Source organism: Halobacillus aidingensis (assembly GCF_900104185.1).
In the GTDB taxonomy this organism is placed as follows: domain Bacteria; phylum Bacillota; class Bacilli; order Bacillales; family Halobacillaceae; genus Halobacillus; species Halobacillus aidingensis.
Genome location: NZ_FNIZ01000008.1, coordinates 138,427 through 156,001 on the forward strand (window position 1 = coordinate 138,427; position 17,575 = coordinate 156,001).

General features: G+C 42.4%; 15 protein-coding genes. All 15 read right to left on the minus strand.

The genetic code is table 11. From position 1 onward, the window contains the following. Positions 1–2 precede the first annotated feature (2 nt). Positions 3–395: a flagellar basal body rod protein FlgB gene (gene flgB, locus BLS23_RS10060; RefSeq protein ID WP_089652422.1), complete on the minus strand. Its 393-nt coding sequence runs from the start codon at positions 393–395 to the stop codon at positions 3–5. Positions 396–1,264: 869 nt separating this feature from the next. After that, entirely contained in the window at positions 1,265–2,044 is a 780-nt protein-coding gene (codY, locus tag BLS23_RS10065) for a GTP-sensing pleiotropic transcriptional regulator CodY (protein ID WP_089652423.1), read from the minus strand. Between the two features lie 25 nt (positions 2,045–2,069). After that, positions 2,070–3,467 carry an HslU--HslV peptidase ATPase subunit gene (gene hslU, locus BLS23_RS10070; protein ID WP_089652424.1) on the minus strand — a complete coding sequence of 466 codons (1,398 nt, stop codon included), beginning with the start codon at positions 3,465–3,467 and terminating at the stop codon, positions 2,070–2,072. Between the two features lie 12 nt (positions 3,468–3,479). Next, positions 3,480–4,025, minus strand: a complete 546-nt coding sequence (hslV, locus tag BLS23_RS10075) for an ATP-dependent protease subunit HslV (protein WP_089652425.1) — start codon at positions 4,023–4,025, stop codon at positions 3,480–3,482. Positions 4,026–4,030: 5 nt separating this feature from the next. Beyond that, the gene (xerC, locus tag BLS23_RS10080) at positions 4,031–4,930 is read right to left on the minus strand and encodes a tyrosine recombinase XerC (protein ID WP_089652426.1); all 900 of its coding nucleotides are present in this window, start codon (positions 4,928–4,930) and stop codon (positions 4,031–4,033) included. Positions 4,931–5,766: 836 nt separating this feature from the next. Further along, entirely contained in the window at positions 5,767–7,842 is a 2,076-nt protein-coding gene (topA, locus tag BLS23_RS10085; protein WP_089652427.1) for a type I DNA topoisomerase, read from the minus strand. A gap of 305 nt (positions 7,843–8,147) precedes the next feature. Further along, entirely contained in the window at positions 8,148–8,831 is a 684-nt protein-coding gene (gene dprA, locus BLS23_RS10090; RefSeq protein WP_244157168.1) for a DNA-processing protein DprA, read from the minus strand. A gap of 265 nt (positions 8,832–9,096) precedes the next feature. Further along, complete coding sequence (gene sucD, locus BLS23_RS10095) at positions 9,097–9,999, minus strand: succinate--CoA ligase subunit alpha (RefSeq protein WP_089652429.1); 903 nt, start codon at positions 9,997–9,999, stop codon at positions 9,097–9,099. Between the two features lie 17 nt (positions 10,000–10,016). Next, positions 10,017–11,177: an ADP-forming succinate--CoA ligase subunit beta gene (gene sucC / locus BLS23_RS10100; RefSeq protein ID WP_089652430.1), complete on the minus strand. Its 1,161-nt coding sequence runs from the start codon at positions 11,175–11,177 to the stop codon at positions 10,017–10,019. Positions 11,178–11,662: 485 nt separating this feature from the next. Continuing rightward, entirely contained in the window at positions 11,663–11,974 is a 312-nt protein-coding gene (locus BLS23_RS10105; protein WP_089652431.1) for an EscU/YscU/HrcU family type III secretion system export apparatus switch protein, read from the minus strand. Next, the gene (locus BLS23_RS10110) at positions 11,971–13,827 is read right to left on the minus strand and encodes a hypothetical protein (protein WP_089652432.1); all 1,857 of its coding nucleotides are present in this window, start codon (positions 13,825–13,827) and stop codon (positions 11,971–11,973) included. Before BLS23_RS10110 ends, BLS23_RS10105 begins: the two co-directional genes overlap by 4 nt. A gap of 18 nt (positions 13,828–13,845) precedes the next feature. Then, positions 13,846–14,610: a ribonuclease HII gene (locus BLS23_RS10115; protein WP_089652433.1), complete on the minus strand. Its 765-nt coding sequence runs from the start codon at positions 14,608–14,610 to the stop codon at positions 13,846–13,848. Between the two features lie 246 nt (positions 14,611–14,856). Then, complete coding sequence (gene ylqF, locus BLS23_RS10120; protein WP_089652434.1) at positions 14,857–15,702, minus strand: ribosome biogenesis GTPase YlqF; 846 nt, start codon at positions 15,700–15,702, stop codon at positions 14,857–14,859. A gap of 10 nt (positions 15,703–15,712) precedes the next feature. Next, complete coding sequence (gene lepB, locus BLS23_RS10125; protein ID WP_089652465.1) at positions 15,713–16,261, minus strand: signal peptidase I; 549 nt, start codon at positions 16,259–16,261, stop codon at positions 15,713–15,715. Positions 16,262–17,217: 956 nt separating this feature from the next. Further along, complete coding sequence (rplS, locus tag BLS23_RS10135; protein WP_089652436.1) at positions 17,218–17,562, minus strand: 50S ribosomal protein L19; 345 nt, start codon at positions 17,560–17,562, stop codon at positions 17,218–17,220. Positions 17,563–17,575: the final 13 nt, after the last annotated feature.

Below are 17,575 nucleotides of genomic sequence, written 5' to 3' on the forward strand. Positions count from 1 at the left end.
CGTTAATTCCCTCCCCTGATTACGGATTCCAGGCTTCGGAACTTACCGCTCATTCGGTCAACCAAGGCCTGATATTGGATTTGATTTTGTGCCAGTTCATTCATTTCCTTATCAATGTCCACATTATTTCCATTATGATTGTATACCGTATTCGTTTTAGTAAACGTCCGATATGGTTCACCAGCATCGTTCGTAAAGGGTAAATGCCTATCATTCGTTTTCTTAGCTTGAATAAATGAATGTTCTTGATCCAAAACATCCTTAAAAGCGACACCTTTAGCTTTGTACCCCGGTGTATCCACATTGGCAATATTGTTTGAGATCGCTCTGTTTTTAGCTGAAGAGTAGTCCAAAGCATTCTCTAAACTTGTAAAAGTGCTACTGAAAAGAGTCATAACTCCACCTCTATTCGACATTTTTCCATACTCACAGACACAATTGTAAAAAAATTCACGTACTTGTGTCTATACAAAAAGCTACTTTTTTACGAGAGTATTACAAACACTCCAAAAGAATCAGGGATATTTTACTACCATTTGGCTTTTGTTTCCATGTGTCGAAATCTTTCCCATAATGAACATTATTACATAACTTTTTGTCGAATAGTGAATATATTATGGATATTTTTAAAACATGACAGAAGATAGTGAAAATAGGTTAAATCTGTTAAAAAAATCACTTTGTTACTTTAAGGTGCTACTTATTAGTTAATAAAGGAAATGGCTGTATTATGGAAGACTCAATTTCAAGAATTACTGTGAGGGGCTGCGTGAAAAGTTTCGCTTTCCATGGGTCAGTCGCTCAGCCTCCTCTCTTTTGCCATATAATGTTCTCGAAATCCCCTTCTTCAAAGGAAACTGTCGAGTTTGACTGGCAATCATATAAACAATTTGTAGGTCTTTTCATAAGATCTCTTCTTATCAGGAGAACTTTTCGAGAATCTTTTTATAACAAGGGGCGTTGGGCGATGGGGAGACTCCTATAAGTGTGAAGGTCCACGAACCGGATAAATAGTAGGAATAGAGTGCTTGGTGAGACCCCCGCAGTACGGCAGTCCGAGGACGATCCATGCGCTCCCTCGGAAAGAGAGTCACCTCCCGACGGCCCACCTCACTTACATCTAGAAACTGAGTCCTCCACAATCTGGAGCAATAATTTAAATAACAATTAACCTGGAACTACTAAAAGCACAAACATCCCCAATGAAATTAAATTTACGCATAAAAAAACCGCCACTTTGTACAAAGTGGCGGTTTGATTTTTATTAATTGGTACGGAGTTTTTGAAGCTCCAGTAAGAAATTATTATTCAATACTTTGATATACGTTCCCTTCATTCCTAATGAACGGGATTCGATCACACCTGCACTTTCCAGCTTTCTCAGTGCATTAACGATGACTGATCTTGTGATGCCTACACGATCGGCGATTTTACTTGCTACAAGCAATCCTTCATTACCTTCCAGTTCTTCGAAAATGTGCTCGATAGCTTCGAGTTCACTGTAGGATAAGGAACTGATCGCCATTTGAACTACAGCTTTACTACGAGCTTCCTGTTCGATTTCTTCAGTTTTCTCGTGAAGAATTTCCATACCTACAACGGTAGCACCGTATTCAGCAAGTAGTAGATCATCTTCATTAAAGTTGCTGTTCAGACGGCTCAAAATAAGCGTACCTAGACGCTGGCCACCACCGATGATCGGAACAATTGTAGTCAGACCATTTTCAAACAGTTCACGGTTTTCAACAGGGAATGCTGTGTATTCACTATTGATATCAATATCTGGTGTTGTTTCTTCAATGTTGAAAAGGTTTTGTGTGTACTCTTCTGGGAATTGACGCTCAGAAAGCATCGCCTTCATTCGCTCATTCTCAATCTCTTGATTAATAGCAAAGCCCAAAAGCTTTCCTCGACGGCTTAAGACGAATGTATTCGCCTCAATCACATCTCGCATCGTTGCGGACATATCGTTGAAGTCCACGGATTTGCCTGTTGTCTTTTGCAGCATTGCATTGATTTTACGTGCACGGTCTAGTAGTTTCATGTTCATTTCCTCCTTGTTGTTCACCCTATAGAATAAATCGACTCAAATCTTTGTTTTTTACGATCGATGATAGTTTGCTGTCTACATACTGTGGTGTGATCTCAATGGTTTCCATCGTTACGTCAGGAGCTTCAAAGGATAAATCCTCAAGCAGTTTCTCTAAAATCGTATGCAACCTCCGCGCCCCGATGTTATCTGTTTCCTGATTTACTTCATGAGCGATTTCTGCGAGTCTAGTAATAGCATCGTCAGAAAATTCAACCTTTATACCTTCAATTTCAAGTAATGCCTTATATTGTTTCAAAAGAGCATTTGAAGGCTCTGTTAAAATGTTCTTGAAGTCTGAAACACTGAGCTTATTCAACTCTACGCGGATTGGAAACCTTCCTTGCAGTTCTGGAATCAAATCGGAAGGCTTCGCCATATGAAAAGCTCCGGCAGCAACGAATAGAATATGATCAGTCGCTACAGGTCCGTATTTTGTGACGACCGTCGAGCCTTCGACGATCGGAAGGATGTCTCTTTGGACACCTTCACGGGATACATTCGCCTGGTTGTCACCCTTCGCCGCCACTTTATCAATTTCATCAATAAAGATCATACCGGCCTGTTCCACTTTAGCTACGGCATCCTGTCCGACTTCGTCCATATCCACTAATTTACCTGCTTCTTCCTGTGTTAGTACTTTTCGCGCTTCTGAAACAGGAAGTTTTCGTTTCTTTTTCTTCTTCGGCATGAATTGACTGAATGCATCCTGCATGTTCATGCCCATTTGCTCCATACCGGATCCTTGCATCATATCAAACATGGAAGATTGAGATTCTTCCACTTCTATGGTTACCATCCGGTCTTCCAACTCACCAAGATCCAATTGATGACGAATACGGCTTCTTTTTGTCTCTATTTCCGCTTCTTCACTCTTTTCATCAGTATCCACTTCCTGCTGAGTGCCCTGATTAAAGATCATCTCAAATGGGTTTTTGAAGTTATTGGACTGTTTTTTCTTAGAAGGAACAAGCAGTTTTACGAGTCGTTTGTTTGCTTGCTCTTCTGCCCTGTCTTTCACAGCCTCCATTTTCTCTTCCTTCACCATACGCACGGCCATTTCCACTAAGTCGCGAACCATGGATTCAACATCACGACCAACGTAACCGACTTCAGTGAATTTCGTGGCTTCCACTTTAACAAAAGGAGCCCCGACTAATTTTGCTAAACGACGGGCAATTTCTGTTTTCCCTACCCCTGTAGGTCCCATCATCAAAATGTTTTTCGGTACGATTTCATCTTTCAGATCATCCGTCAGCTGCATGCGACGATATCTGTTACGAAGAGCAATGGCTACAGATCGCTTAGCGCTTTCCTGGCCAATGATATATTGATCGAGCTTTTCAACAATTTGTCTAGGAGTCAAGTTTAATGACATTCATGGTCCCCCTTAATCGAGAACTTCCAGGATTATTTGATCATTTGTAAACACGCAGATCTCCCCTGCAACCTCAAGCGCTGCTCTAGCAATTTGAGAAGCAGATTGTTCCGGTGAATAACGTTTCAAAGCTCGCCCTGCACTTAAAGCGAAGTTTCCACCTGAACCGATGGCAATAATACCATCGTCCGGTTCTATTACTTCCCCAGTACCCGATACAAGAAACATATTTTCTTTATCCATGACAATCAACATTGCTTCTAACTTCCTTAGAACACGATCACTGCGCCACTCTTTGGCAAGTTCTACGGAAGCTCTTGCCAAGTTGCCGTCATAGCTTTCCAATTTTCCTTCAAACTTCTCAAAAAGAGTAAAAGCATCGGCAACAGAACCAGCGAAACCTGCTAATACTTGATCATTGAATAGTCGGCGAACTTTCTTTGCCTTATGTTTCATAACCACTTGATTGCCTAAAGTTACCTGCCCATCTCCGCTCATCGCACACTCTCCATTGTGCTGGACGGCAAAGATCGTTGTTGCATGAAATTGCTGTTCCATCACTTTCACCTCTTATTCGCTCGGGGATGACTGTTCATATATACATTTTTCAACCGATCTTTTGATACGTGCGTATAAATCTGAGTTGATGACAATCGTTCATGTCCTAATAATTCTTGTACTGAGCGCAAATCTGCTCCTTCATTCAGCAGGTGGGTAGCAAACGAATGTCTCAATTTATGGGGATGAATATCCACCGTCATCGCTGCTTTTTCCACCATATTTTTCAAAATAAGCCTGATTCCATCAGCTGTCAGCGGCCCACCTTTAGCATTTAAGAACAATCGTTTACTCGAATCATCCTTCTTAGAAGCCAATTGCTTTCTGCCATCATTTATATATGTCTGAAGTGCTTTTGCAGCAAACTGCCCGTAAGGAACATAGCGGTCTTTACTCCCTTTTCCATGAACAAGAGCTGTGTTCAATGAAAAATCCAGATCTGGGAGTTCCATTTTCACACATTCACTGACACGTACACCCGTTCCATAGAGAAGTTCGATAAGAGCCTGGTTTCTCTGTCCTAAGGGCGTATGCAAATCACTTACTGTGAAAAGTTTCTCTAACTCTTCTTCATAAAAGAAGTTGGGAATGGGGCTTTCCTTCTTTGGCAATACCACATTCAAAAATGGATTCTGACCTACAATTTCCTCTCGTTCTAAAAAACGGAAATAGCTTCTCAAACTTGATATTTTCCTGGAAACTGTCCTTCTTGAGTACTGCGCTTCATATTGCCTTGATAAAAAGATGCGGATCACAGGGTATTCACATTCATGAATCGTCAATCCCTCTGATTTGAGAAAGGACTCAAACTCATCTAAATCCCTTCCGTAATGCTTTAATGTAAGAGGTGAAGCGTTTTTTTCAATTTGAAGGTATTCCATAAAAAGCTCTTTGTAAGACTGCATAATTCCTTCCACCTCTCAAAGGCGTCTAAATTTTATCACAACACTTATTGACATAACAATGCATTTAATAAAAATGTAACAAAATTCTGAATTGTTTCCAACTCTAATGTATCAAGTATTTAAAGAAATCGTACTTTAGGGTGAATATGTGTCAAGTATGTATACTTACCAAAGCGTAATTATAGCGCCCCACATAATCACTGTCAATCAAAAAATAATGTTTCATTAAAACTCATCGTCCATTTTCACAAACGTTCCCTATTCTTGAAGACTCGGTTTTGAGACTTTTGTTAAGTGGATAGGGGCTGCGGGGAATAGCTCGCTTTCCGCGGGAGCGCGGTGAGCCTCCTCAAGCTTCGCTTTGCGGGGTCTCACCAAGCACTTTTTTCCCGCAGGAGTCTCGCCATTCCCCTTCGCCCCTTGCCATAAGAGATTCTCGAAACCACCTTCCAGTAACAGGAGTTTTATAGTTAAAAATCGTATATCTACGCGGTTTAGACAGGACTTCACAGCGTAATTAGGCAGGATACTTTAAGAGGGATTTCGAGAACCTCATATAGTAAAGGGGCGGAGGGAAACGGTGAGACTCCTATGGGGTGTGCGGGACAGCTGAGACCCCGGAAGGCGTAGCCTGAGGAGGCTCAGCGCCCGCCCCATGGAAAGCGAACCTTTTCCCGCAGCCCCTAGAACCCCCCACAAACATCTCGAAATTGAGGCTTCAACAATCCTGCCATATACTTTAATAACTAATGATCATTCCAACATTGAATAAAGCCAATAAGAAAAAGAGTCTACAACTAAAAGGATAGTCATAGACTCTTGGTTTTATAACTAGATCATGATTGAGGTTCTTCTTTATAGTCACATTCGGTACACTGAATCTGTGTCCCCTTCTTCGACTTCTTCTCAACAAGCAGAGATTCACATTTCGGACAAGGTCTGTTGATCGGCTTATCCCAGGATATGAAGTCACACTCTGGGTAGTTTTCACAACCAAAGAACTTGCGGTTTTTCTTACTTTTCCGTTCGACGACTTCTCCATCTTTACATTTCGGACAAGTGACTCCGACTTTCTTAAGAATTGGTTTTGTATTACGACAGTCAGGGAAATTTGAGCAGGCAAGGAACTTTCCGTATCTACCCATCTTATATACCATTTCATGCCCACACTTCTCGCAGTCAATCCCTGCAGGTTCATCTTTAATTTCAATTTCTTCCATTTCTTTTTCTGCTTTCTCTAAGCGAGGCTGAAAACCCTCATAGAAATGGCTGATGATGTTCACCCAGTCCTCTTTTCCATCCTCAATGGCATCAAGGTCATCTTCCATGCCCTTCGTAAAGTCGACATCGATGATTTCCGGGAAGTACTCTCTCAGTTGTTCAAGGACGATTTCTCCAAGCTCCGTTGGAATAAAACGCTTATTATCCAAGGAGACATAACCACGGCGCTGAATGGTATCAAGGGTTGGTGCGTAAGTGGAAGGACGTCCGATCCCGAGCTCCTCAAGTGTCTTAACAAGACGGGCTTCCGTGTAGCGTGGAGGAGGCTGTGTAAAGTGCTGATTCGGTTTGATTTCTTCCGCTTTTACGGTCATGCCTTCTTCAAGGTGTGGCAGAAGTTTGTCTTTCTCTTTTTTGTTATCATCCCGACCTTCTATATATACTTTCATAAACCCTTTGAATTTCACTTCAGAACCTGTAGCTCTGAATTCTACTCCTTCATTGTAAAGGTGGACGGTCATCGTATCCAAAACTGCTGGAGCCATTTGGCTTGCAATGAACCTGTCCCAAATCAACTTATAGAGACGATACTGATCACGGGATAAAATGCTCTTCATTGCTTTTGGATCACGGTCTGCCCCTGTAGGCCTGATCGCCTCGTGGGCGTCTTGTGCCCCTTCTTGCTTTTTGGATCCTTTACTTTGTCCAAGAAACTCTTTACCGAAATTACCTTCGATGTATTGCTTGGCATCCTCTTTTGCCGAATTCGACAGCCTTGTGGAATCCGTACGCATGTACGTAATTAAACCAGTGGTCCCTTGCTTTCCGCCAAGGTCAATCCCTTCGTAAAGCTGTTGAGCAATCATCATCGTTTTTTTCGCACGGAAGTTCAATTTACGTGCAGCTTCCTGTTGAAGTGAGGAAGTGGTGAAAGGAAGAGAAGGATTCCTTTTTCTTTCTCTTTTGTTAACTTTATCTACAGAGAAATCTTTCCCTTTCATCCGCTTTTGGATTTGATCGACATCGTCCTGGTTTTTCAAATCCTTCTTCTTGCCATCAACACCATAAAAGGAACCTTCAAAAGCCTCTTTATCTTTTAAGAAATCTGCTTCAATCGTCCAATATTCTTCGGGTTGGAATTTTTTGATCTCATTTTCACGATCGATGATGATTTTGACGGCAACCGATTGAACCCGGCCTGCACTCAATCCTTTTTTGACTTTCTTCCAAAGGATCGGGCTGATGTTATATCCGACAAGTCGGTCAAGAATACGGCGAGCCTGTTGAGCATCCACCAGGTCTGAATCAATCGATCTCGGTTGTTTAAATGAATCCTTAATTGCTTCTTTGGTAATTTCATTGAAAACAACTCTACAATCTGAAGTATCATCAATTTCCAAACTGTGCGCCAAATGCCAGGCAATTGCTTCCCCTTCACGATCGGGGTCGGCTGCGAGATAAACTTTCTTGGCCTTTTTGGCGGCTGTTTTTAGTTCTTTCAAGACAGGGCCTTTTCCCCGGATGGTTATATATTTGGGGTTGAAATCATTTTCAACATCCACGCCCATTTGACTCTTAGGCAAGTCGCGCACATGTCCAAGGGATGCTTTCACTTTGTATTTTTTTCCAAGGTATCGTTCAATTGTTTTTGCTTTTGCAGGTGATTCTACTATTACCAGATAATCTGCCATATATGTTCCTCCCATAGAGGTGTTTTCTCTTTTGTATTTCATACACTCTTTTTATATTCTCGTTTTTTGATTTACCTTTTGCTGTAAAACTAAATCTAATGGAAAAGGAGGTTTAACCGTCCTGTCCAAGGAGAAAAAGTCGTTCTAACGTTGTTATATTTCCATGTTTTTGGTTGAATCAGCTTTTTATAAAATAAATCTTCCCTATTATTAAATACAATGAAACCGTTTGTCAAACATATATTTTTCAAAAAAGTCTCAAATTGGTCCAATCTCACCCTTGAATGTAACACCTTTGTAACGGATTATTCAAATTTTTCTAACCAATCTTCCAGAATGTCATGATACGTATGAACTAATTTTGCGCCTTCATTGATCATTTTATGACATCCTTCACTCGTTACCCTCCCCGCAGGTCCCGGGAGTGCATAAACATCTTTGCCTTGCTCTAAGGCCTGATCTACTGTGATCAATGTTCCGCTTTTCAGTCGAGCTTCGATGACAAAAGTACTTGGAGTTAATCCCGCAATCAGTCGATTACGCTCAGGGAAATGATATTTTTTCGGGGGACAGTCCGGAGGATACTCACTTACCACCAAATGGTTTTCGGTTAATGAGCGGTATAGTAAAGGGTTGTTCTTAGGATAAATATGCTGAAATCCCGAACCGAGAACAGCAATCGTTTTTCCATTATATTCAGCTGCCAATGTGTGAGCAAGCTGATCAATACCCTGAGCCATACCACTGACAATAGTAAACCCTGACTGGATGAGTGGGATAAGAACAGATTTCATAGCAGGAAATGCATAAGAGGATGGTCTGCGAGTGCCGATCACACTGATGGAAAGCGGTGAATGGAACAAAGATACATCCCCTTCCGTGTAAAGGACATAAGGAGGGTCTGGAATCGTTTTTAAATTCTCGGGGTATATGTGATCAAACAGGGTGATGATTGTATATTTCTGATCATATTTGTCGAGTTTCTTCATTATATTAGGGTCTGTTATATGTCGGAGGATGGATTGAGCTCTTGAAAGTGGGATGGAAACATCTTTAGAAAGCTGTGCAGGTGTACATGAAAAGGGGTGCAATAAAGAAGGGTCGTTCTGAAGTAATTTTCTAAGCAGAGGCCTCGTCATATGAGAGGAATCGTGAAGGAGGAGTAAACGGGTTCTCCGGTCTTTCATTAGGCACCTCGTTTCCATAGTTTAGAGGCCGTACCTGTGCATCGATACGGCCTCTTTCTTCATTTAATTAGTGTGTTTTACACTTTTCAAAAAGATCCTGGTCTTTCAAAACCTGAATCAATGTTTCACCCATAACTGATGGTGTTTCAGCGACTTGGATTCCACATTCGTTCATCACACGGATTTTTTCGTCAGCAGTACCTTTACCACCGGAAATAATCGCACCAGCATGGCCCATGCGTTTTCCTGGAGGGGCTGTACGGCCGCCAATAAAGCCTACAACTGGTTTGCTCATATTCGCTTTCACCCATTCAGCTGCTTCCTCCTCGGCTGTTCCGCCGATTTCACCAATCATGATGACAGCTTCTGTGTCAGGGTCCTCATTGAAAGCTTTCAATGCATCGATGAAATCGGTCCCATTTACAGGATCTCCCCCAATTCCGACCGCTGTGGATTGACCGATTCCAGCTTCAGAAAGCTGATGAACAGCTTCATAAGTCAGCGTACCAGAACGGGAAACGACGCCCACATGGCCTTTTTTATGGATGTAGCCAGGCATGATACCGATTTTACACTCATCAGGAGTAATGACTCCAGGACAGTTTGGTCCGACAAGGCGTGTTTTCTTTCCTTCCATATAACGTTTAACTTTAATCATATCCAAAACAGGAATATGCTCAGTGATGCAAATGGCAAGATCCATGTCAGAATCTGTAGCTTCCATGATGGCATCCGCTGCAAACGGTGCAGGGACATAAATGACGGAAGCATTCGCTCCTGTTTTTTCTACAGCTTCTGCAACTGTATTAAATACAGGAATTCCTTCCACTTCGGTGCCGCCTTTACCCGGCGTGACACCACCCACGATTTGTGTTCCATACTCAACCATCTGTTTTGTATGGAAAAGTGCTGTCGAACCTGTAATACCTTGAACAATGACTTTTGTGTTCTTATCAATATATACACTCATCTGATTCCCCGCCTTTCTTACTTGACTAGTTCAACGATTTTTTGTGCGCCTTCTGCCATAGAATCTGCAGAGGTAATGTTCAAGCCTGATTCATCAAGAATCTTCTTCCCAGCGTCGACGTTCGTACCTTCTAAACGAACAACGAGCGGCAGTGTAAGTCCGATTTGTTTTGTCGCTTCGACCACACCTTCAGCGATGACATCACACTTCATAATGCCACCGAAAATGTTAACGAAGATCCCTTTGACATTTTCATCAGAAAGGATGATTTTGAAAGCTTCGGTTACTTTTTCCGTTGTAGCGCCGCCACCGACATCCAGGAAGTTGGCAGGATCGCCGCTGTAGTGTTTAATTGTATCCATTGTAGCCATCGCAAGTCCGGCACCATTGACCATACAGCCGATGTTACCATCAAGTGCGATGTAACTAAGATCGTATTTGGATGCTTCTACTTCTTTTGGATCTTCTTCTTCAAGATCACGAAGTTCAGCAATGTCTTTTTGACGGAAAAGGGCATTATCGTCAAAGTTCAGCTTAGAGTCAAGCGCAAGTACCTCTCCGTCACCTGTTGTAACGAGTGGATTGATTTCTGCAACAGAGCAATCCTTTTGTACAAAAACGTCATAAAGACCAAGCATAAACTTAACCGCTTTTCCTAAAGATTCTTTCGGAATATTAATATTAAATGCAAGTCGACGCGCCTGGAATGGTGTGAGACCTGTTACAGGATCGATGACTTCTTTGAAGATTTTCTCAGGAGTCTTTTCAGCAACTTCCTCAATCTCCGTACCACCTTCTTCAGATGCCATCATCGTCACACGGCTTGTCGCGCGATCGAGAACAAGACCGACATAGTATTCGCTCTTAATATCGCAACCTTCTTCGATAAGTAAGCGCTTTACTTCCTTGCCTTCTGGTCCAGTCTGATGGGTTACAAGTGTTTTTCCTAGTATTTCGTCAGCGTATGTACGCACCTCGTCAAGATTTTTAGCAATTTTGACTCCGCCTGCTTTCCCGCGGCCACCTGCGTGGATCTGCGCCTTGACAACTGTGACATCGCTACCTAATTTCTTCGCTGCTTCGACAGCTTCATCTACGGTATATGCGACGTGTCCATTTGGCACCGATACGCCAAAATCACGCATGATTTCTTTTCCTTGATACTCGTGAATGTTCATGTTTCATCCTCCCATCAAATTTCACTGCATGTTCATTGTATAAAAAAACGCTATCAATTGTCCATACTAAGCTAGATATCTGTCGAAAAATTCACTAGATTACCAGGTATATTATTATGTAAACCAGAGTTGGAATGTCGAATTTCCTCTACTCCATTCCTCCACAAACGTTCCCGATTGTGGAAGACTCAGTTTCGAGACGTTTGTTGTGTGGATAGGGGCTGCCTTGCCTAGTTGAAATAATGAATGACAATTCCTGGCCATGGATACGGGGTCAGGGAAACGACGATTTGCAGTGTTTTGGATCAGTCAGTAGAAAAAAACACACACGTTCGTTTCTCCATTCGCTTTTCATGCGGACGTTTCCCAGACCCTGTTCCCATACCTTATTCGTGCAGTATCTATGGTTGAAACGACTCTATAACCCCACAAACATCTCGAAATAAGTCTTACACAAGACTGCCATATACTTCAATAACCATCATTTATTGATAAACAGGAATACTTGGTGAATTCCTGTTCAACACACTATTTCTTTTGTTGTGGTCAACGTTGTAAATGAAGGCGAAAACTTCAGCGACGACGTGGTAAAGATCTTCCGGGATTTGTTCGTTGATGTTCAGCTCTGAGAGCAGTTCGACGAGGGTGGCGTCTTCTTGTACGGGTATTTGGTGCTCCTCTGCGGCTTTTAGAATATTTTCAGCTATGACCCCCTGCCCTTTCGCCACTACCTCTGGAGCAGCTGCTTTTTCGGATTGATAGGTCAAAGCAATGGCTTCTTTTCTTTTTTCATTCATATCCTGATATCCACCCCTTCTTCCGCCTCCTCTTGTTTGTTAGAGTCAGTGCTTTTTGAAACTTCACTCGTGACGCGTGCCCTAAGAGAGTTCAATTCATATCCAGCAATTTCTAAACCCTCTTCTAATTTCTTTTGATACGGTTTGAAAAGCTTTTCAAGCTCTGGGTTTTCATTATATACGACGACCGATACACGTCGCTCAACAATATTGAGGTCTATAATGGTTTCCTCAAGCTGAGAAAGGTGTAAGTAGAACATTACATGACAGTAGTCAGAGTCAATTTGGCCATCGTCATTTTTTCGCCCTTCCATGTTCATATGTACATCCTTCAAAGCTCCAATGAAATCACCAGGAAATTGAAGTGTTATTTGCAGGGTTTGGGGGTTATCCGAGTACGAAGCGAGTTGTGTCCCGTTAATCAGGTTTATCAGCCGATTTGCCGTTTCTGCTTTTACTTCTGAACCTTCATTTAACCCTTTTAATAGCAACGTTTTTAATGAACTTTCTGTCTGTACAGGTGCCTCTGTCTGTTTAAAGGCTTTGGCAAGGACATGTTCATCATTGAATCCTATTCGACTCATCATCGCTTTCATTTGGAGCCACATCCTATCTTTGTCAGAGAGCGTGATGTTTTGACTCAATGACTGCAGCGAATGTACGAGGAGCTTTTGTTGGTCAATTGAAACCTGCTTGCCTATCAAATTTTGCATATCAGACAGAAAAGACCTGAATTCAGTTCTTGAAAAAGAATTTCTTTCACCCCTATCATGGCCTAAAAGAGTGACGGCTTTATCAATAAATAACTTTGTAGATTCCTGTAAGTGTGGCGTTAAACGTCTCATTACATTTTGGGCCACTACGTTTCTAAAAGTCTCAGTCCATTGTCTGCGTGTTTGTTGAGACACCATGTGGAAATCAGTATTCGAAGGTTGTTGAGCCCAGACAGAAAGGAGTTTTTCTGATGTATGTACCCACTGTTTGATCGTTTGATTTTCTGATGGAGATAACGGAAGTTGATTTTGTAACAGCTGTTGTAAGGAACTAGCTACTCGTTCTTTAGTGAAAGGTAAACGATCCATCCCGGGATTCTGATGAGACCAATTTTGCTGGAACGATGATAAGGTATGCTTAGCATCTATAATTCCCGCTTTCTTCAATAGCTCAAAAGTAGAGCTAGATCCATTCATTAACTCGTATTTTAATTTGTTAAGAGTCGCACTTTCAGATTTTGGAATTTGTTCTGCTCGCAATGTTTGGACCATAGATTTAATTTTCTCATCAGAAGCAGAAAGTGATTTCTTTCCCAATTGTTGCTCAACATCTGACAAAACTTGAGAATATTCTTCCGTATATTTCGCTGAAAGTGCCGAATACACGGAAGATTGAATGGGCATTTTCCTGCTTATTATATGTAGCAATAATTCGCGTGCGAGTGGTTGATTAGCAGACGACTGAATCAATTTGAACGCTTGTGCTAAATCTTTCTTATGTAATGGCACCTTCAAATCAACAATCGCCTTCATCAATGAGAGGTTGTCTTTGTTTTCCTTTACTCCTATCTGCTTTATAAGCGACGCGAGATCCAATTGGCCTGGACGCGCTTCAGAAAGCGATACAGTCCGTAATACGAGAGCAGGTTCAACTTGTTCTACTTGGAATAAGTAAGATGAACCTTTGATCAACGGTTGATTTACTATGGCTTCCACACTTTTCTTACCCATATTCACCACAACTTTGTTATCTTGTAGAGATTGAATAACTTTCCCTTTTACCAGTTGGCCTGATTTGGGTTCAACAGGCAGGGCTGCATGTGTTGATAGACGTGTAAGACTGTTGATCAAATGGTCCATTTTGATTCCATCCCTTTCTTATAGCAAATCTTTCACAGGAGCAAATGTTTTTCTATGAACCGGGGAAGGCCCGTGAGTTTTTAATGCTTCTACGTGTGGCTTTGTTCCATATCCCTGATTGCTGCGGAATTCATACATCGGATACTGTTCATCTAGTTCAGCCATCATTCGGTCCCTTGTCACTTTGGCAATGACACTCGCAGCAGCGATCGAAACACTTCTCTCATCCCCTTTAATAAGTTTTGTTTGGGAAGTTGGAATCGCGTCCAATTCCATCGCATCAATCAGTAAATGTTCTGGTTGGCCGGAAAGACCTTCGACGGCTCTCTTCATGGCAAGTTTTGTTGCTTGATAGATGTTGATTTGATCGATCTCTTCATTTGTGACAATTCCTACACCCCAATCAGCATCTGCCTTGATCCGACCAAAGTAGGCCTCACGACTTTTTAAAGAAAGTTTCTTCGAGTCATTCAGGCCTTCTAAGTAATAATCACGTGGTAAAACGACAGCACCTGCAACGACTGGACCGGCAATCGGCCCTCGCCCTGCTTCGTCGATTCCTGCTACTTGGGTAAAACCACGGTGGAAGAGATTTTCTTCAAACGTCATCATCATCTCATACTGCTTTTTCAGCTCTTGCTTTTGCTGGATCTCCTTATCATAGCGCTTCATGAGTTGTTGCACACCTTTCCTCGAATCTTCTTTAAACACAGCTAACTCATGAGCGGTCAATTTCTCGTCATTCAGTCTTTCTTTAACCTGTGATACAGTCAATTGGGTCATAAAAGTTAAACCCTCCATTTCTTATCATATCGGACGTTTTTCATCATTATAAAATCAAATGTTTAATGGTTTTATCTATCTATAACTTTTTTTATCTGAAAGGTGTTTCCATTGTATAGATGAGGGGCTGAGAACAGTCTGTTGTTTCTGACACATACATGCCCCCGTTATGATGATCTGCAGTTACATTTCAGAAATAACTTCATAAAGAAAGCGCAAGGGGCTAGGGCCTCTTTGCGCTTTGGTTTATGAATCAGGACGTTCAAGGGTAATCATTCCGAGCTTTCCTGTCCGTAAGTCTTGCAAGATAATGTCAGAGACTTTTTCGAAATTAATGCGGCCTCCACTTTCAAGACAACCACGCTTTTTCCCGATGGACTCAAAAGCCTCCATCATGTCATCCACATTCTCAAGACCAAATCTCTCTTCAAGGCGATCTGGGTAGAATTGATGAAGGAAGTGAAGGACATAAGCAGCTACATCTTCTTTCGGAAGGATTTGATCTTTAATCGTGCCGATCGCAGCTAGGCGATAGCCAACTTCCTCTTCTTCGAATTTAGGCCATAGAATTCCAGGAGTATCAAGCAATTCGAATTCTTTCTTCACTTTGATCCATTGTTGCTTCGTTGTGACACCAGGTTTATCTCCTGTTTTAGCCATTTTCTTGTTGGCCAGTCTATTTATTAACGTAGATTTACCTACATTAGGAATGCCTATGATCATTGCCCGTGAAGCTCTGGGACGAATGCCTTTCGCTTTGAGCTTGTCCATTTTTTCTTTCCCTAACTCTTTCGCTTGCTGGACAACTTTTTGCACATCCTGTTTTTGATTAGCTTCAATCGCAACAGCTGGGATTCCTTTTTCTTTAAAGTGTTCAATCCACTCACTGGTAATTTTTGTATCAGCGAGATCTTTTTTCATCAGCACCATCATTTTGGGCTTTTCTTGTAATGTGTTATGCAGCATAGGGTTTTGAGAAGAAAGTGGTGCACGTGCATCCACAAGTTCGATGACGAAATCCACGAGTTTAAGCTTCTCTGCAACTTCCCTTTTTGCTTTGGCCATGTGGCCTGGAAACCATTGAATGGTCATGTAGATCCTCCTAATTGACAAGCTGGATGCGATTTAATGGCCAGTAGGAAACAACCGCTTCCCCTACCATCTGGTCTTGATCAATCACACCAAGCATCCGGCTGTCTGTCGAGTTGTTACGGTTATCACCAAGTACGAACAAATGGCCTTCGGGCACCTCTTCATATTCGCCTGGTAAATTCTCCATCGTGAAGTCATCAGTCAGGGGCCGACTGCCGCTTAATTGCTGTTTCCGTTCATTAAGAAATGGCTCGTCCACGGGTTCTCCATTCACATAGAGTTGATCATCTTCATAGGCAATGTGATCACCAGGGAGGCCAATCACCCGTTTGATATAGTCTTTACGTTCTGTTGCATGAAATACAACAACATCAAAACGATCCGGCGATCCAATTTTATAATTGAGCTTACTTACAATCAAATGATCCCCGCTATGTAAGGTGGTCAACATGGAAGGGCCTTCGACTACGACCGGCGCAAACAAAAACACTCTTACGATCACAGCCAATACGCCGGCGATAAGAAAAGCTTTCAACCAGTCCAACCATTGTTGTTTCATCATTATCCCCTCTTCCTTGTATGAAGGAGTCTGGAGCGGCAAAACCATACTATAACCGGCTGTAGATACAACCATTCCATAACATATGGTGTAATTGCTGCTGAACGGCTCACTTGTTTTACATTTTACCTGTGTCTTACAAATCATATCATGAAATTCTTAACCCCAGCCTCTATTCCGTAAAGCTCACTTTAGTGAAAGACTCAGTTTCGAGATAACCGGAGTTCGTTTGCCTGGTTGAGCGTAAGGGGTGGTTGGGAAGCTACTCGTCTAGCTCCATCGCCCAGACACTCGCGTCATAAGCAGAACAGCAAAGGAATGAAAAACACATTCCGTTGCTGTTCTGCTTATGCCAGTCGTGTCTACCAGGGCGATTCCGCATTTGAACACTTTCCTGTGGGGGAGCGCCGAGCTTCCTCGGACTGCGTCCTGCGGGATCTCGCCTATCTCCTTCTCCCACGGGAGTCTCGCAGCTTCCCAACAACCCCATTCCATGTAAGGAAGAAACGAACCCCTATACCGAGAAGGAGTTTCTCCCACTCTTCTCTCCTAAGCATGCATAAAGCGCTCTGTATCAAGCTTTTACGTTGTGAATGCCAGCTGTGGAGGGGGTTATATTATCCACTTCCCTCAATCATACAAGCTGATTTTTCCAGAAGTGGTTTCGAGAATCTTCCATGGCAAAGGGGCGGTGGGGGATGGGGAGACTCCTGCGGGAAAAAAGTGCTTGGTGAGACCCCACAGAGCGAAGCTCGAGGAGGCTCACCGCGCTCCCGCGGAAAGCGAGTCATTCCCCGCAGCCCCATCCACTCAAAAAACATCTCGAAACTGAGTCTTCAAGAATCCTGCCATATACTTTTTAATAACTTGCCTATATAGATCAACTCAAGCGTGCTAAAGAGCTAAATCTAAGTAGAAAAAAGGAGCTTGGCATCGCAAGCTCCTTTTTACTGAAATTAGATAATTTCTTTAATACGTGCAGCTTTACCGCGTAGGTTACGCAAGTAGTAAAGTTTCGCACGACGTACTTTACCACGACGAGTACGCTCAATCTTAGCGATACGTGGAGAATGAACTGGGAATGTACGCTCAACACCTGTACCGTAAGTAATCTTACGTACAGTGAATGTTTCGCTGATTCCGCCGTTCTGACGCTTGATGACAACACCTTCGAATACCTGGATACGTTCACGTGTGCCTTCGACAACTTTCACGTGTACTTTTACAGTATCACCAGGACGGAAATCTGGGTGATCCGTACGAAGTTGTTCTTTTGTAATGTCATGAATCAATTGTTGCATGATTTTCACTCCT

Excerpts from the sequence above, each read along its gene's own strand:
- flgB (WP_089652422.1), bottom strand. The coding sequence starts at position 395 with ATGACTCTTTTCAGTAGCACTTTTACAAGTTTAGAGAATGCTTTGGAC.
- codY (WP_089652423.1), bottom strand. The coding sequence starts at position 2,044 with ATGAAACTACTAGACCGTGCACGTAAAATCAATGCAATGCTGCAAAAG.
- hslU (WP_089652424.1), bottom strand. The coding sequence starts at position 3,467 with ATGTCATTAAACTTGACTCCTAGACAAATTGTTGAAAAGCTCGATCAA.
- hslV (WP_089652425.1), bottom strand. The coding sequence starts at position 4,025 with ATGGAACAGCAATTTCATGCAACAACGATCTTTGCCGTCCAGCACAAT.
- xerC (WP_089652426.1), bottom strand. The coding sequence starts at position 4,930 with ATGCAGTCTTACAAAGAGCTTTTTATGGAATACCTTCAAATTGAAAAA.
- topA (WP_089652427.1), bottom strand. The coding sequence starts at position 7,842 with ATGGCAGATTATCTGGTAATAGTAGAATCACCTGCAAAAGCAAAAACA.
- dprA (WP_244157168.1), bottom strand. The coding sequence starts at position 8,831 with ATGAAGAAACTCGACAAATATGATCAGAAATATACAATCATCACCCTG.
- sucD (WP_089652429.1), bottom strand. The coding sequence starts at position 9,999 with ATGAGTGTATATATTGATAAGAACACAAAAGTCATTGTTCAAGGTATT.
- sucC (WP_089652430.1), bottom strand. The coding sequence starts at position 11,177 with ATGAACATTCACGAGTATCAAGGAAAAGAAATCATGCGTGATTTTGGC.
- BLS23_RS10105 (WP_089652431.1), bottom strand. The coding sequence starts at position 11,974 with ATGAATGAAAAAAGAAAAGAAGCCATTGCTTTGACCTATCAATCCGAA.
- BLS23_RS10110 (WP_089652432.1), bottom strand. The coding sequence starts at position 13,827 with ATGGACCATTTGATCAACAGTCTTACACGTCTATCAACACATGCAGCC.
- BLS23_RS10115 (WP_089652433.1), bottom strand. The coding sequence starts at position 14,610 with ATGACCCAATTGACTGTATCACAGGTTAAAGAAAGACTGAATGACGAG.
- ylqF (WP_089652434.1), bottom strand. The coding sequence starts at position 15,702 with ATGACCATTCAATGGTTTCCAGGCCACATGGCCAAAGCAAAAAGGGAA.
- lepB (WP_089652465.1), bottom strand. The coding sequence starts at position 16,261 with ATGAAACAACAATGGTTGGACTGGTTGAAAGCTTTTCTTATCGCCGGC.
- rplS (WP_089652436.1), bottom strand. The coding sequence starts at position 17,562 with ATGCAACAATTGATTCATGACATTACAAAAGAACAACTTCGTACGGAT.